This window comes from Sneathiella glossodoripedis JCM 23214 (genome assembly GCF_000616095.1).
Taxonomy (GTDB): Bacteria; Pseudomonadota; Alphaproteobacteria; order Sneathiellales; family Sneathiellaceae; genus Sneathiella; species Sneathiella glossodoripedis.
In genome coordinates this window covers 253,866-269,197 of record NZ_BAMS01000002.1, presented here as the reverse complement: position 1 = coordinate 269,197, position 15,332 = coordinate 253,866, and the positions used below count along the sequence as shown (strand labels likewise).

At 45.8% G+C, this 15,332-nt stretch carries 15 protein-coding genes; 11 read left to right on the top strand and 4 right to left on the bottom strand.

Going from position 1 to position 15,332, the window contains the following annotated elements; translation table 11 throughout:
* Positions 1–505 precede the first annotated feature (505 nt).
* The 9 genes from JCM23214_RS09350 to JCM23214_RS09310 all read left to right on the top strand — a co-directional run bounded on the left by JCM23214_RS09350 (position 506) and on the right by JCM23214_RS09310 (position 9,412).
* Positions 506–1,666: a DUF2336 domain-containing protein gene (locus JCM23214_RS09350; RefSeq protein WP_025898717.1), complete on the top strand. Its 1,161-nt coding sequence runs from the start codon at positions 506–508 to the stop codon at positions 1,664–1,666.
* 53 nt (positions 1,667–1,719) lie between these two features.
* The gene (locus JCM23214_RS22395; protein ID WP_025898716.1) at positions 1,720–3,333 is read left to right on the top strand and encodes a PAS domain-containing sensor histidine kinase; all 1,614 of its coding nucleotides are present in this window, start codon (positions 1,720–1,722) and stop codon (positions 3,331–3,333) included.
* Positions 3,334–3,438: 105 nt separating this feature from the next.
* The gene (locus tag JCM23214_RS09340; protein WP_025898715.1) at positions 3,439–4,548 is read left to right on the top strand and encodes a DUF2336 domain-containing protein; all 1,110 of its coding nucleotides are present in this window, start codon (positions 3,439–3,441) and stop codon (positions 4,546–4,548) included.
* Positions 4,549–4,642: 94 nt separating this feature from the next.
* A complete protein-coding gene (moaA, locus tag JCM23214_RS09335) occupies positions 4,643–5,635 on the top strand; it encodes a GTP 3',8-cyclase MoaA (RefSeq protein WP_025898714.1) in 993 nt (330 codons plus the stop codon).
* An 80-nt stretch (positions 5,636–5,715) separates the two neighbouring features.
* A complete protein-coding gene (locus JCM23214_RS09330) occupies positions 5,716–6,483 on the top strand; it encodes an NAD kinase (protein WP_025898713.1) in 768 nt (255 codons plus the stop codon).
* A 12-nt stretch (positions 6,484–6,495) separates the two neighbouring features.
* Complete coding sequence (locus tag JCM23214_RS09325) at positions 6,496–7,263, top strand: enoyl-CoA hydratase (protein WP_025898712.1); 768 nt, start codon at positions 6,496–6,498, stop codon at positions 7,261–7,263.
* Positions 7,264–7,463: 200 nt separating this feature from the next.
* The gene (locus tag JCM23214_RS09320; protein WP_025898711.1) at positions 7,464–8,162 is read left to right on the top strand and encodes an AAA family ATPase; all 699 of its coding nucleotides are present in this window, start codon (positions 7,464–7,466) and stop codon (positions 8,160–8,162) included.
* Between the two features lie 20 nt (positions 8,163–8,182).
* Positions 8,183–8,686, top strand: a complete 504-nt coding sequence (locus tag JCM23214_RS09315; RefSeq protein ID WP_025898710.1) for a hypothetical protein — start codon at positions 8,183–8,185, stop codon at positions 8,684–8,686.
* Positions 8,687–8,701: 15 nt separating this feature from the next.
* Complete coding sequence (locus tag JCM23214_RS09310; RefSeq protein ID WP_025898709.1) at positions 8,702–9,412, top strand: superantigen-like protein SSL4; 711 nt, start codon at positions 8,702–8,704, stop codon at positions 9,410–9,412.
* A gap of 13 nt (positions 9,413–9,425) precedes the next feature.
* Here the strand turns inward: JCM23214_RS09310 and JCM23214_RS09305 are convergent, their stop codons facing one another.
* A complete protein-coding gene (locus tag JCM23214_RS09305) occupies positions 9,426–9,773 on the bottom strand; it encodes a Spx/MgsR family RNA polymerase-binding regulatory protein (RefSeq protein ID WP_051548113.1) in 348 nt (115 codons plus the stop codon).
* A gap of 142 nt (positions 9,774–9,915) precedes the next feature.
* On the opposite strand from JCM23214_RS09305, the gene JCM23214_RS09300 reads away from it, so the two are divergent.
* Positions 9,916–11,109: a hypothetical protein gene (locus tag JCM23214_RS09300; protein ID WP_025898707.1), complete on the top strand. Its 1,194-nt coding sequence runs from the start codon at positions 9,916–9,918 to the stop codon at positions 11,107–11,109.
* Between the two features lie 277 nt (positions 11,110–11,386).
* Positions 11,387–12,607 (top strand): EAL domain-containing protein, encoded by a 1,221-nt coding sequence (locus JCM23214_RS22390; RefSeq protein ID WP_025898706.1) that lies wholly within the window; start codon positions 11,387–11,389, stop codon positions 12,605–12,607.
* Here the strand turns inward: JCM23214_RS22390 and tgt are convergent.
* The 3 genes from tgt to JCM23214_RS20010 form a co-directional block, all read right to left on the bottom strand.
* Positions 12,604–13,737, bottom strand: a complete 1,134-nt coding sequence (gene tgt, locus JCM23214_RS09290) for a tRNA guanosine(34) transglycosylase Tgt (RefSeq protein WP_025898705.1) — start codon at positions 13,735–13,737, stop codon at positions 12,604–12,606. The genes JCM23214_RS22390 and tgt overlap by 4 nt on opposite strands.
* A complete protein-coding gene (queA, locus tag JCM23214_RS09285; RefSeq protein ID WP_025898704.1) occupies positions 13,734–14,765 on the bottom strand; it encodes a tRNA preQ1(34) S-adenosylmethionine ribosyltransferase-isomerase QueA in 1,032 nt (343 codons plus the stop codon). The genes tgt and queA overlap by 4 nt, the downstream gene beginning before the upstream one ends.
* A 66-nt stretch (positions 14,766–14,831) precedes the next feature.
* The gene (locus JCM23214_RS20010; RefSeq protein ID WP_037493211.1) at positions 14,832–15,314 is read right to left on the bottom strand and encodes a peptidylprolyl isomerase; all 483 of its coding nucleotides are present in this window, start codon (positions 15,312–15,314) and stop codon (positions 14,832–14,834) included.
* Between the last annotated feature and the right edge of the window lie 18 nt (positions 15,315–15,332).

The following is a 15,332-nucleotide window of genomic DNA, read 5'->3' as shown; positions in this document are numbered from 1 at the left end:
GGAATTGTAAAGCCCAGCAAAATCTTTGCGGTTCAACCTTCAAATCAGGCAAATCAATTCACTTAAAAATCCTACTTTCCTAAGCCCCAAAGCGGAGGAAGCTCTGTATTTTCGATTTAAATGAGGCTTTTTGAGGGAACTAATATCAAACAGGGTAATTTATTAGGATAACATAAAATAAAATATCTACATTTAGTAACTGAAAAACACAAATATACAAATTGTGCTAAATGATCTGCCTTCCTCAGTAAAAAAGCGCATTAATCTCAACTATTAATTAACAGAAGACCTGCTAAAAACTGTGACATTTACGCACACAGTTCTCAAGAAATTTACTAAAAATGTATTTATTCTTGATTTCTTGTGATCAAGACAGCGAAAATGATTCTGTGAGAAAATTGCGATTCCTCAAGGGTTTAGTCTTTTTCGCACGTGTATGTATCTCGGATCGATTCGCTTCTTCAGTTTTATTTCGGCGAATTTATCCCTGAAATAGGTAGACTTAATGGTTAAAAGTCGTGATTTTGATTTAAACAGGTTAATGGCGCTGTCGCGTGATGGCAGTACGACTGCCCGTCGTAACCTGTTTGAAAATATGGGGGACATTTTTCTAGAAGAGAAAGATCGTCTGAGCGAACAGGAGCGCGCCCATATCTCAGATATCATGAACAAACTCATTCGCGATGTAGAACTCTCCGTACGTATCACACTTGCAGAAAAACTGACCCACAGCGAACAGGCTCCAGTTGAGCTAATTAAACTTCTCGCCAATGACGAGATTGAGGTAGCAAAACCATTCCTTACCAAGAGTCGCTTGTTGATGGAAGCCGACCTTCTGGAAATTATTGAATACCGCAGCAAGGAACATTTACTCGCTATCACGGAAAGAGATGATATCAGTCCACTCATCAGCGACATGTTGATTGAGTATGGCGATGAAGACATCATTGAAGAACTTGTGCGAAACAAGGACGCCCAGATTTCCAAGGAAGCACTAGCGCTTCTGGTGGAAGAGTCAAAGCGCGTAGATCGTTTTCAGGAACCTCTGCTCTCCCGTCATGATTTACCCCCTGCCCTGGCCCACAAAATGTTCTGGTGGGTTTCAGCCGCGCTTAGACGCCACATCCTGAATAACTTCCAAATAGATGACAGAGTATTGGATCAAACTATTGCCCTTGCGACAACCGAGGTCATTGAAGATCCGGACATCCCGGAATTTGGAGAAACACATGCCGATAGATTGGCGGCCCATATGGCTGCCAAAAACGAATTGAACGAGAAAACCCTCATTCAGACCTTACGCAGCAAACAAATCAGGCTTTTTCTAGCGTGCTTTTCAATTCTGTCTGGTCTGGACACCAAAACACTAAGCCGATTTGTGCATGATAAAAATGCCGAAGCGATGGCAGTGCTTTGCAAGGCACTCGGGTTTGATCGTAACAGTTTTTCCGCTGTGTTCATGTTGACCAGACGCGGTGGGGGAGCCGCCGGAGAAGGTCGAACCATGATGCGTCCAGCTGAAATCGAAGAGATCATGGAGTTTTACGACTCTTTGAAGGAAAATAGTGCAAAAACGGTTCTGGCACACTGGAAGCTGGAACCTGGATATACCAGTGCCATTGAGGAACTGGACAGTAAACTTGATAGTCAACGTGCCTTTTTTTAGGTACCGGGGGAAATCTTAAGGGGACGGCAGATCAAAGATTTGCTGAGTAGAAAATGGCCGAGAAGTCACGGGGAAGCGTTGTATCCTTGCGTCAAAATGTTAAAAACATTGAAAAAGCGCTGTTAGGTGGACAACAAAGCGTAATCAGTCGGGATTTTTTTGATGCAGTCTTTGATCAGGCGCAGCCAATGTATATCGCACGGCCTGATGGGTCCGTTCTGTACGTAAACTCCGGATATTCAGAGATTTTTAGCCACACTACCTCCTCAAATTCCAAAAACAGATTATTTCCAGCCCTCAAATCAGATCATCTTGAAATCATTAACCGAATTGCGGTCAGTAAGGATGCTGAAACGAAACAGGTCTCCATCGAGAGCCCTCAGGGAACGGAATATTATTTATCACGCCATTTCCCAATCTTTGATAAAGACGACAAATTTATCGCTGTCTGCGGGTCCTTCATCAATTCTACAAGACAGGTAAATGCAGAAACGAAACTGCGTCTTGAAAAACGACGTTTTCTGGACATTACTCGCGCTGCATCTGACTGGATTTGGGAAACAGATGAAGATGGCGATATAACATTTGTATCTGATCGCGCAGTGCAGGCTGTTGGTCTGCCACCTATACTTCTCAAAGGAAAACAGCTCACCGAATTGGGTGAATTTCAGAACATGGAAAAAGGCCTGAGCAAGGCTGAACATGCAATGGCCCGTCATATCCCTTTCAGATCCCAACCGATGAAGGTAGTTGGTGCCGATGGGGAGACCAAAATATTCAACATCAGCGGCGTTCCCGTCTTTAATGAAAAGGGTCGCTTCGTTGGGTACCGGGGTACAAGTGACGACATCACTGCCCGCCTGTCGGCCGAGAGTGAGGCGAATGAATCTCGCGCTGATCTTGAAAATGCGATCCGCGAAATTACAAACAAAAACCTTCAACTTGAACTGACAGCGAAAAAAGCCGTAGCAGCAGCACGTGCAAAGGATGAATTTCTGGCAACCATGAGCCACGAATTGCGCACACCGCTCAACGCCATTATTGGCTTTGCCGAAGTCATGAGTCTGGAAACTTTTGGCCCACTAACCGCCAAATACAAAGAATATATCGGAGATATCCACAACTCAGGCAAACATTTACTAAGCCTTATTGAAGATATTCTGGATATTGCCCGCATCGAAAGCGATCAAATTCCGATTGAAATAAAGAAAACTCCACTCAGTGAAATGGTGTCCGATGCGCTTGTCCTGGTACAACGTCATGCATCGGATAAAAACATAGACCTGAGTGAGGCGGTGATTGCACATGATTTCGACCTGCTGGTCGACCCTACCCGCTGCCTCCAGATTATCGTGAACATCCTTGGAAATGCAGTGAAATTTACGCCCGAAGGCGGTCAAATTGGCTTTGAGACAATTGTCGATGAAGAAGATATCCTGTTGACCATATGGGATACAGGCCCCGGAATTGCTGACTCTGAACAAGAAAAAATATTTGAAGCATTTCAACAGGCCCATAATGGCATTTACAGCCGCGGGGAAGACGGCGTTGGGCTCGGCCTCACCTTGTCATTGAAGCTTGCACGACTGATGGGTGGCGATATCACTGTTACCAGTGAAGTGGGTACAGGAAGCCGATTTACAGTTCGCCTTCCACTCATGCTGTAATCACGTAACGATCATCACACTCTATAAAATTGCACGTAAATCTTTATTGTTTTTTAACTCACACAAGCCAGTATCGCTCTTTAACATTTAGACAAGGTGTGTGAATTGGGCGCGCAATACGAAGGAAATATCAATCAGATACTGGGTCTGGTGGAGCTGGCAGAAGACAAATCTCCTGAACAGCGGAAATTTCTTTACGAAAAAATCAGCGATTTCCTTATTGATGACGAACATTCTTTTTCCGTTGCTGAAAAGGAACTGATGGCCGACATCATTTGCCGTATTACCGCAGATGTGGAGAGAAACATCAGGTCGAATTTCGCAAAGAATGTCGCATCGCGAACAGATATTCCCAAAGACCTTATGGTGTTTCTGGCAAATGACACAATTGAAGTTGCCCTTCCTGTCCTCCGAGAGAGCCGAATTCTGGAAGAACATGATCTGATCAAACTGGTACACACCCGTTCAACACAGCATCAGCTGGCGATTGCCGCCCGTGAAAATATAACTGAAGGCATTTCTCAGGCCCTGTGTGATACAGGAAGTCAGGATGTTTGCGTATCCTTGATCAACAACCACACCGCCAAGATTGCTGAGACAACCCTTGAAACCTTGTGCCAACAATCGGAAACTATTCTTGCTTATCAGAAACCCCTGCTGATGCGCCCCTTCCTTCCTCCGCATATTGCAGAGAAAATGTACCGTTGGGTGTCCACAGCCTTGCGTAGATTGATTTCCGAACGTTTCGAGGTAGATCCCAATATCTTGCAGATTACACCCGAAGATCGGGCACAAACGATTCTGTCAATTTCAGAAGACATGGATCCTTCCGAAATGCTGGTCGAAAAACTGCACCATGCAGGCGAGCTTTCCACAGGCTTTTTACTCAAATCGTTACGTCAGGGTGAAATAGATCTTTTCGAAATCTCTTTTGCAAAACTCGCGGGACTTGATCGTCGGGACCTGCAGAAGCTTATTTACGCAGATGACCCTAAAAGACTTGCGGTCGCCTGCAAGGCAATTGGCCTCGATAAAAGTATTTTTGGCACTATTCTCGAGCTGATCATCTCAGCCCGAATTCCTAAATTCACACTGATCGGAATAGAGTCAGAGTCATTGAAAAAATTCTATGGCTTACTAAAAGACGACGCTGCCAAACGAGCATTGGCAAATGCCGATTATGTCTCCGGTGCAATCGACTATTCAGATACATAACATAAGACTTCGTCTCTTCTCACTTGTAAAAAGATCACGAAACGATAATCTGTAGAATTACAGATTGATTCAGAAGTGGGCTTGACTGGCAATCATGATTGATCCTTTTGGAAGAGAAGTTTCGTATTTGCGCGTTTCAGTTACTGATCGTTGCGATTTCAGATGCACCTATTGCATGGCCGAGAACATGACTTTTCTGCCCAAAAAGGAAGTCCTGAGCCTGGAAGAACTTGAAGCAATCACAGCTACCTTTATCAGAAAAGGCGTTCGAAAAGTTCGTCTTACCGGTGGCGAGCCTCTCGTTCGTAAAGGGATAATGACCCTGATCAACAATCTTGGCATGTATTTGCAAAGCGGTGAGCTTGATGAGTTAACTCTGACAACAAATGGAAGTCAGCTTTCGCGTTATGCGAACTCGCTTTATGCCGCAGGCGTTCGTAGAATTAATGTTTCATTGGATACACTTGACCCTGAACGTTTTGCCCGCATTACCCGCTGGGGCAAACTGGATAAGGTTCTGGATGGGTTGCAGGCGGCGCAGGATGCAGGCCTGAAAATCAAACTCAATACGGTTGCAGTTCGTGGCATCAATGATCAGGAGCTTAGCGATATGGTTGCATGGGCTGGTGATCGGAAAATGGACATTACCTTCATTGAAACAATGCCCATGGGCGAAATCGATGAACTGCGTTCAGATCGTTTCCTGTCCTTAAGAGAAGTCAGGGAAACTTTGTCTAAAGATTGGAACTTAAGCGATATTGACTTTAAAACTGGCGGACCTGCTGACTATGTTCAAGTAGCTGAAACCGGTCAGAAAGTCGGTTTTATTACTCCCCTGTCCCATAACTTCTGCGAAAGCTGCAACCGGGTACGCCTCACATGTACCGGAATGCTGTATATGTGCCTGGGACAAAATGACAACGCGGATTTGCGAAAAGTCCTGCGCTCGGAAAATGGTTTGTCATTACTGGATGCAGCGATTGATGAAGCTATCGGCCGAAAGCCCAAAGGGCATGATTTTGTGATTGACCGTTCACGTGACCACATTCCCGCTGTCGCCCGTCACATGAGCGTAACAGGTGGATAAGAATGCCTGCGGCGGTTTCTCATACCTCCCCTCCGACCACACCAATAATTCAATACTAACAGTGTGAAAGCCCTATTCTCATGTCTTCAAGAAGAATTCACTTCACAGCCAGCGATACGGAAGATGCCCAATCAGCCTGTAAAAGGCTTATTCATAAATATGGACAAAATCGGGTTCTAGATGCAGATGTGGTAGTTGCCTTGGGTGGGGATGGTTTTATGCTCGAAAGCATGCACCGCTTTATGGCTAGCGAGTTGCCGATATATGGCATGAACAAGGGCACTGTCGGCTTTTTGCTCAATAACTATGAAGAAGACAATCTGCAAGAGCGACTGGAAGCTGGTAAGATCACCCGCTTGCATCCGTTGAAAATGGTCGCAAAAGATTTGGCTGGCAAGGTTACAGAGGCGCTTGCTATCAACGAAGTTTCTTTGCTGCGGGAAAGCCGGCAGACAGCGAAAATCAGAATTTCAATTGATGATCATGTAAAAGTCGAAGAACTTACCTGCGATGGCGTCTTGGTCGCGACACCTGCAGGCAGCACAGCGTATAATTTTTCGGCCCATGGTCCGATTTTACCTGTTAATGCGGGCGTACTTGCACTTACTCCCATAAGCGCCTTTCGTCCACGCCGATGGCGGGGGGCAATCCTCCCGCGTGAGGCCAAGATTGAATTTTCAATTCTTGAAAATCGCAAGCGCCCGGTCAGTGCGGTTGCGGACGCTGTAGAGGTGCGTGATGTCAGTGTCGTAACGGTTGAGGAAGCCCCTGATATTTCAATTCACCTCCTCTTTGATCCCGAGCATAATCTGGAACAACGCATTCTGGATGAACAATTCATACTATAAAGGAAGAAAAATATGAGTGATCTGGTACAGGTATCCCTAAAAGATGGTATCCAGAAATTGACAATTAATCGGGCTGAAAAGAAAAATGCCCTCACTCAGGATATGTACGCCATCCTCGCTGACAGCCTGAACAATGCTGAAACTGATCCAGACATCCGTGTCTCCGTGATTACAGGGACAGCAGACAGCTTTACCAGTGGAAATGATTTGATGGATTTCCTGCAAAACCCCCAGCAGGATGATGAAACACCGGTAATACGGTTTCTGCATGCCCTTGCCAGCATCAAAAAACCTTTGATCGGTGCGGTAAATGGGTTGGCTGTGGGCGTGGGAACAACAATGCTTCTTCACTGCGATTTGGTCTTTGCCTCAAAAAATGCAACTTTCAGCCTGCCATTTGTCAACCTCGCCCTCGTACCTGAGGCTGCATCAAGCTACCTTCTCCCCAAAATGCTGGGCCACCAGCGGGCTGCGGAACTATTGATGCTCGGAGAAACTTTTGATACGGCAAAAGCATCCGATTATGGGATTGTAAACGAAGTTGTAGATCCAGTGGATCTTGACAGAACCGCCATGGCTGCGGCCCAAAAACTTGCAGCAAAAGCACCAGAGGCTCTGCGATTGACAAAATCATTGCTTAAAGGTGACTTTGAAACGACTGCAGCGAGAATGAAGGCAGAGGGAGATATTTTCCAAACCCGTCTGGTTTCGCCAGAGGCACGAGAGGCTATGACCGCATTCATGGAAAAACGGACACCTGATTTCAGTAAATTTTCCTAATCCCAAAAAACAAAGAGGTCAGAAATGACCTCTTTTTTATTTAATTTTTAGGCAGTTTTTACTTAAATAAAAATAAATAAAAAATATTTATTTACTTTATTGATTCTGAATTCGTAAACGTATTTTAATTTTTTTATTACACTATTCTCCACAACATTAAGTAATTGCATGATTTAAATTACGAATTTTGGAGAATATCCATGAAAGTCATCGCGGTAGCATCTCAAAAAGGTGGTTCAGGAAAAACAACACTGGCAGGTCATCTGGCGGTACAGGCGGAAATGTCCGGTGCAGGACCCGTTGCCTTGGTCGACACCGACCCGCAAGGTAGCCTGTCAGAATGGTGGAACGAAAGGGAAGCCGAAAACCCGCTTTTTGCCAGAACAACTATTGATAAGCTGAAAGATGACGTGGCGCGCATGTCCCAGATGGGCATCGAATTGCTGATCATTGACACTCCTCCTGCAATCACCCAAACAATCGCTACTGTGCTTACGGTTGCTGACCTTCTCATTATCCCAACACGCCCCAGTCCGCATGACTTAAGGGCTGTTGGTGCAACTGTTGAACTTGCGGAAGGTCTGGATACTCCCCTCATCTTTGTAGTGAACGGAGCAACACCGAGGGCAAGAATTACTGGTGAGGCAGCGATCGCGTTATCGCAACATGGAACTCTTGCCCCTTCCATCATTCATCAGCGTGTGGATTTTGCTTCCAGCATGATTGACGGGCGTACTGTTATGGAATTGAACCCAGCCTCTAAATCCAGTGAAGAGCTCACAAAGCTGTGGTCCTATATCAGTGGACGGCTTGAGAAAAAGCGTCCAGCCCTGTCCAGTGAAATCAGCCGGATGCCCACAAAACCTGACACGTTTCAGTCAGGCAATGCATTCGCCTAATCAGGTAAGGAATTTGACATATGAAAGCAGCTTTTTTAACTGGCTCCCTAATTAGCAGCAAAGGGATGGCTCAGCCAGCCTCTCGCTCACAACATCCCGAAGAGCTAATCGCTCATCGAAAAAGGCCTGTCCAATCATCAAATACCAAACAGGTAGACCCACAAACGCTAAAGGCTGCGGCACCTGTATTGCAACGCGTTTCAGCGACTTCGCAAAAACCCGATCCCGTTACGGAAAAACCAGCGGGGCCGCATCGTTCGTCATCCAGCCGCAAACCTGTTGCGGTTACAGAACAAGCCTATCGATCTGAACAGAAAAAACTCAAGAAAGATAAGCTCGGCCGGGTCCGCATGAGCATTCGTCTTGATCCAGATGATCACCTGGCCCTTAAACTGTTGGCTGCCCATTCTCGTAAATCTTCACAGACGATCCTTGAGGAGGCCTTGCGAGAATATACAGCTAATCACGCCCAGAGCATCTTACCAGCGGGCTGTGACTGCCTGTCCAAACCTTTCAAACTCTAGACAAGGTGACTTGATATGCAAAATCTGATTAACGAAGATGATTTTGATGAAAGTAACGGCGCGGCATCCCTCTCCCGCATTCAGGTGAGAAAACCAAAGAGCCCGGACGCCACCAAATCTAATGCGCCTGTTAAAGCGGGTGATATAACAGAGCGTCTGGCCGCACTTAGTCGCGATCTGGATGCCTCGCTGGGCACAGACCCTGCACCGGGAGTGCAAGCGGTTTCACCAAATATAAATCCGACCCAGCCAAAACCCGCGCAAAGCGCGCGGCCTCGAAAAACTGGCTGGGGCACCCCTAAATCCGTTCAGACGGATATTTTGGGATACTGGATGGATATTCGGCAATCTCGCCGCTACCCTTCCTGGCAATCGCTGGACCCTCAGGAAATTGGCATTCATTGGCCCAATTGCCTGCTGGTACATTGCAACAAAGAGGTTGGCAGGCTCCAGGTCAAATACGAATTTACCAACGCTGTGAGAAAAGTTGCTCTTAACAATATAACTGACGAAGAACGTATCGATAGGATCGAATTCACACCCATGATTGTGGACTGGATCCTGAGTCTCGCTCGTGACGTTTCACTTTCAGGTAAACCAGCTCATGGAACCGAACAGTTCCCATCCTTAAAAGGGGAATTCCCACTTCGGTTGATCGCCCTACCCTTAAGTGACGACCTTCGATCAATCGATCACGTATTGTGTTACATTCAGCAACTTAGGTGAGCTGCGAAACTGACTAGAACTCTAAAACAGCTTGTTGTTGCTCTTCTTTGAAACCAACGACAATCTTGTCCCCGGATTCAAACACCGGCCTCTTCATCAAAGTCGGTTGCTGCGCCAAAAGATCAAAAGCGCCCTCGCCTTCAAGCAGGCGCTTTTCTTCATCTGACAATTTGCGGTAGGTTGTCCCTTTTTTATTGACTAATACGTCGCGTCCAACCGCATTGTCCCATTTCCGGATGAGTTCATTTGAAACGGGATCTTTGCGAAAATCATTGAATTGACTGTTCAAGCCGTTCTCATCTGCCCACTTCAGCGCTTTTCGAACTGTATCACATGTCTTGATACCATAGATTGTAATCACTTTTCTCTCATCCTTTTCAACTATTCACGTCGAAGTCGCTTAAAACTCAAACAATTAGCATCTACGCAATCGCTCAAACAGCGATTTTCTCACGCCACTCGTACCCATACGTCATACATGACCAACAATAGTGGGTCACATTATGCTGCCAAAGAGCTTTTTGCAAAAATTACGGGCACTTTTGAAAAAATCGCCTCACAAACGAGACCGGATTGAAGAAGCCCTTAAAAATGCATTCAGCTTGCTTGTTGTTGCCTCCGAAAAAGCCTACCCCCTTGATGAGGAAACCATCAACGCAATTGTAACGATGCGGCGCCAATATTATACAAACGAAATTACGGTAGATACAGAAGTCCGGTTCTGGCAAGCCTACACATTAATGGCTCAGGCGATCCACCCAATTACCATTGACAGCGTAAAGGCCAACTCCGCCTCCGCAGATGATCCATCAATCTGGTCTTTTGGGGAATTTTTCGGACGCTCTCAATCATTGGCGCAAAAATGTGCCCGCAATTATAAAATTTTATCGTCCCTTACATTGATCACGCTAATCTGCCTGCAAGTATACTGGTACATTGGCTATGCTCTGGTATCTGATATCAACACACAAACCGATAATATCGACACCTTGCAGGATTCCATCCGCAATATCCAATTTCCCAAATCAGATCAATTAGATAACAATCAGAAAGATGCTATTTCAAGCGAACTTTCCATCTTGAAATTCCAACTTTCTGAACATAAAAACTGGAAAAAGGCGGCATCAGTGCATCTGCAAAACTGGAACGAAGTTTGGTCTTCGCTTGACCTGATTACAAAACAGCCCTGGCAGCTTGATGAATTTCAGTTACTGGACCGCGAAATTCAGGAACGCATCCAACTTGTTTCAGCGGAAAACACATTGCAGGCCATATCCACTTATTTCCTGCCAATGCTATATGGGTTAATCGGAGCCTGTTTTTATATATTAAGGCAACTCCCCAAAGAGATTGAGGATGTGACCTTTACAAAAAAATCATACACCAACTATAGCCTCCGTCTCGCACAAGGGCCACTTGCTGGCATCCTGGTAAGTTATTTTGTAACCCCACCAAACACCACCAAATCCCCAAATCCAGAAAATATCGAATCCCTATTAATTATTGATCCGGGTATCAATTCACTTAGTCCACTCGCGCTGGCATTCGTTGCGGGCTACAGCGTGGAGTTCATTTTTAAGATTCTGGACAAGATTCTCTCACTTCCGCTCGCAGAAAGTGAGTCTAAAAGCCGAAATACACTTCCATTGAATTGCCCTCTCAATTCGAAGTCATTGAAACAAAAGGAAAACTCGTAAAAATTGAATTACTTTCACATTATAAGAATATGCTTTTATTATAAATTAACACAAAATTAATATTCTCTGCTGAATATGGTACTTGTCCAAGGTTGATCGGAGCTGTTGTTACCTCTTTCCAAGCCCCCCCCTTTAAGGGTAATGGCAGCTTCGATTACTTCTCCCCAAATTAAAAATCACTCTCATTTGTAACAATCTCTTACGTTTAACGAAAAAGTAAGGGTAATTGTTCATTTTATAGGTGCAATTTTACGAAAATCAGTGATGAGTCACCAGTTTGCACCGGATTGAAATACAAAAAGGAGAAACCGTTCTCAGCCTCGATGAAGAAGGCAACTGTGCCTATATCGTGGAATCCGGTTCGGTTCAGATTACAGACAAAGTCTCCAGCCAGGGGTGTTATACTGTTGGACCGGGTGAAATGTTTGGTGAATATGGGATAATTGAAGAAGCCCATCACTATTCCACTGCGGTGGCCTTGGAAGATACTATTCTGGTTGTCGTTCCCCAAGCGGAAATCGAAGAGAAAAGTGCAAGTTCCGACCCCCTTATAAGCCTGTTTCTAAACTTCTTTATGGACCGTTGTCATAGTTTGACTGTTCGTCACTACGGCACTGACGAACAGGCAAATATATTCCAATCGCGCCGAACTCACCGGCAGAATAAAATTCAAAGCTCCAAACAGGAAATTGTCGAGCGTTTTCGAATTAAGGAAGAGCTGGAACAGGCTTTGAAGAATGACGAATTTGTTCTTCATTACCAACCGATTATTTCACTGCGCGGTGGATATACTGCCGGATTTGAGGCCTTGATCCGTTGGCAGCACCCGGAACGAGGCCTACTCTCTCCTTTTCATTTCATTGATATTGCCGAAAAAACCAACATGATCGTCCCGATTGGCGAATGGGTATTTAAAGAAGCGTGTAAAAAATCGGCTCTGTTCAATAAAAGAGCAGCTGATACCAACAGCCCGGAACTTTTTGTGAGCGTTAATATTTCTGCAAACCAGTTCACCGTCCCTGATATGGTTGAACGCTTTAAAAATATTGCACATGAGACAGCCGTTGATGTCAGTAAAATTCAGCTGGAAATTACTGAAAGCATCCTGATGGAGGATGCAGACAGCTCAAAAAAGATGCTGCAAGAGCTTAAAAATTTCGGATTTCAACTCGTCCTTGATGATTTTGGAACCGGCTATTCCAGTCTAAGTTATCTCCATCAGTTCCCAATAGACAAGCTCAAGATTGACCGCTCCTTTACTCACGATATGCTCAATGATCAGGACAGCCTGGAAATTGTTCGAGCAATCTCCGGTCTCTCTCACAATATGGATATCGAGATTGTCGCCGAAGGGATTGAAACCATGGAGCAACTAGCCCTTTATCGGGATCTTGATTGCCATTACGGGCAAGGATATCTCATATCCAAACCCCTTCCCGAACAGGAACTTTACGACATTATCGGAACCCGAATGTCTTTCGGCCGCAAAAAGCCCTAAAGCGGCTCAATATCCCCCTGCTCCTGCATGGCATGGAACGCAAGCGCAAAATCGGCCAATTCACCGTTACCAATTGCCTTTCGCATTCCAGACATAAGGTCTTGATAATATTGCAAATTATGCCACGTAAGCAACACAGACCCCAAGATCTCTTTTGCCCTAAACAGATGATGCAGATAAGCGCGAGAGTAATTGCGGCAAGCCGGGCATGCGCAATTTTCATCTAGCGGCCTTGGATCTTCCTGATGGCGAGCATTCCTGATATTAACCGTTCCAAATCGGGTAAAGGCTTGCGCATTTCGCCCTGACCGGGTCGGCAATACGCAATCAAACATATCAACCCCCCGCATCACACCGCCAACCAGATCGTCAGGCTTGCCAACCCCCATTAAGTATCTCGGTTTGTCAGCAGGCATATTTGGCGTCGTAAATTCAAGGGTTTTGAACATATGCTCCTGCCCCTCACCAACTGCAAGACCACCAATTGCATAGCCTTCAAAATCAATTTCTGTTAGCGCTTCGATGGATTCATGGCGCAGGTCTTCATATATCGACCCCTGAACAATCCCGAACAAGCCATACCCATTTCTATGTTCAAACGCATCACGGGATCGTTTTGCCCATCGCATGGAACGGCGCATACTGGTAGCGGCGGTTTCATGATCCGCTGGAAACGGTGTGCATTCGTCAAATGCCATCGTAATTGTTGCATCAAGGTCATTCTGGATCTGCATGGACCGCTCAGGTGTCAGCTCAAAGCGTTTACCGTCAATATGAGACTTGAAAGTAACTCCATTTTCATCGAGTTTTCTGAGCTCATTTAGAGACATAACCTGAAAACCGCCTGAATCCGTTAATATAGGGCGCTCCCAGTTCATAAATTTATGCAAACCACCCAGTTTCCGAACCCGTTCCGAGCCTGGTCGCAGCATTAAATGGTAGGTATTCCCAAGCAGAATATCGGCGCCAGTCTCTCGCACCGCTTCCGGTGTCATTCCCTTAACAGTGCCAACAGTGCCAACGGGCATGAACGCTGGCGTGCGAATGTCTCCATGCGCGGTTTTCAATGTTCCGCGTCGGGCTGCACCGTCGGTGGCGTGAATTTCAAATTCAAATCTTTGTTTTGTCATTTGGCAGGAAATAACAGCGAACTGTCTCCGTATGAGTAAAATCTGTATTTATTTTCAATAGCGTGAGCATAGGCCGATTTCATCATTTCCAACCCACTAAAGGCAGATACAAGCATAAATAGAGTCGATTTCGGCAAATGAAAATTAGTCATTAGAATATCGACGGCTTTAAACCGGTAGCCGGGAGTTATGAAAATATCGGTCTCGGCACGAAAAGGATGAATAATCCCATGTTCATCTGCAGCACTTTCCAGAAGACGCAAACTCGTTGTCCCGACAGAAACAATACGGCCGCCTCCTGCTCTTGCAGCATTGATCTTCGCGGCGGCTTGTTCCGTAATCTCACCAAACTCCGCATGCATTTTGTGGTCATCAGTATCATTTACCTTAACCGGCAGGAAAGTCCCTGCCCCCACATGCAAAGTCGTTGCAACTGTCTCAACGCCCTTTTCTCGAATGGCTTCCAGCAATTCGGGTGTGAAATGCAGCCCCGCGGTTGGTGCGGCTACGGCCCCTTCCTCACGGGCAAAAACCGTTTGGTAATCCACCTCATCTTGTTCATCAACAGGGCGGATGGAACTGATATAAGGCGGAAGGGGTATCTCACCATGTTTGATGAGCATCTGCATAAGCACTGGACCGGCTACATTAAAGGCGAGAACAACCTCACCGCCTTCCAGCTTTTGGGACACCATGGCGAAAAAACCGTCTGCAAATTCAATTATATCGCCAGGCCTTAGTTTTTTGGCAGGTTTGGCAAATGCATGCCAGGTATCAAGGCCTGTATTTTTATGCAACGTAACTTCAATTTTCGCACTGCGCCTCAACCCGCGAAGGCGTGCCGGAATGACTTTGGTATCATTAAATACCAGCACATCTCCGGCCCTAAGAAAGTCAGGTAAATCCCCAACCCTGTAATCTGAACAGCCGCCATCGACCACCAACAACTTTGCCGACTCGCGAGGTGTCACCGGACGTTCCGCAATCAGTTCATTTGGCAGTTCAAAATCAAATTCTTCTACACGCATATCTAAAACGCAAACGAACGGCTCTCAATGGGAAAGCCGTTCGCCCAAAAACCAAATCTACAAACCTTATTCGACGTCAGCAGCAACTTTCAGGCTGATGATTTTATCTGGGTCTGAAACACTTCCGTTCATCATACCGTCACCCTTTTTAATCGCATGCACATGCTCCATACCTTCAACAACCTGTCCCCAGATGCTGTATTGGCTATCCAGATGCGGAGCGGGCGCAAACATAATGAAAAACTGACTATCAGCACTATCAGGATGCTGAGCACGAGCCATAGAACAAGTGCCTTCCACGTGAGCTTCACCAGAAAACTCAGCAGCGATATTCTGCCCGGAACCACCTGTACCATTCCCTTGTGGATCGCCGGTTTGCGCCATGAAGCCATCAATCACGCGATGAAACACGATGTCATCATAAAATCCTTCACGTGCCAACTCCTTGATACGGGCGACATGATTGGGGGCCAGATCCGGGCGCATCTCGATAACAACACGTCCGTCTTTCAACTCAAGATACAACGTGTTTTCAAGATCTCGTGACATTTATTTGCTCCTGCTCAT

Bases quoted from the DNA above. Each gene is read 5' to 3' on its own strand.
- JCM23214_RS09350 (WP_025898717.1), top strand. From the start codon at position 506: ATGGTTAAAAGTCGTGATTTTGATTTAAACAGGTTAATGGCGCTGTCG.
- JCM23214_RS22395 (WP_025898716.1), top strand. From the start codon at position 1,720: ATGGCCGAGAAGTCACGGGGAAGCGTTGTATCCTTGCGTCAAAATGTT.
- moaA (WP_025898714.1), top strand. From the start codon at position 4,643: ATGATTGATCCTTTTGGAAGAGAAGTTTCGTATTTGCGCGTTTCAGTT.
- JCM23214_RS09330 (WP_025898713.1), top strand. From the start codon at position 5,716: ATGTCTTCAAGAAGAATTCACTTCACAGCCAGCGATACGGAAGATGCC.
- JCM23214_RS09325 (WP_025898712.1), top strand. From the start codon at position 6,496: ATGAGTGATCTGGTACAGGTATCCCTAAAAGATGGTATCCAGAAATTG.
- JCM23214_RS09320 (WP_025898711.1), top strand. From the start codon at position 7,464: ATGAAAGTCATCGCGGTAGCATCTCAAAAAGGTGGTTCAGGAAAAACA.
- JCM23214_RS09315 (WP_025898710.1), top strand. From the start codon at position 8,183: ATGAAAGCAGCTTTTTTAACTGGCTCCCTAATTAGCAGCAAAGGGATG.
- JCM23214_RS09310 (WP_025898709.1), top strand. From the start codon at position 8,702: ATGCAAAATCTGATTAACGAAGATGATTTTGATGAAAGTAACGGCGCG.
- JCM23214_RS09300 (WP_025898707.1), top strand. From the start codon at position 9,916: ATGCTGCCAAAGAGCTTTTTGCAAAAATTACGGGCACTTTTGAAAAAA.
- tgt (WP_025898705.1), bottom strand. From the start codon at position 13,737: ATGACAAAACAAAGATTTGAATTTGAAATTCACGCCACCGACGGTGCA.
- queA (WP_025898704.1), bottom strand. From the start codon at position 14,765: ATGCGTGTAGAAGAATTTGATTTTGAACTGCCAAATGAACTGATTGCG.
- JCM23214_RS20010 (WP_037493211.1), bottom strand. From the start codon at position 15,314: ATGTCACGAGATCTTGAAAACACGTTGTATCTTGAGTTGAAAGACGGA.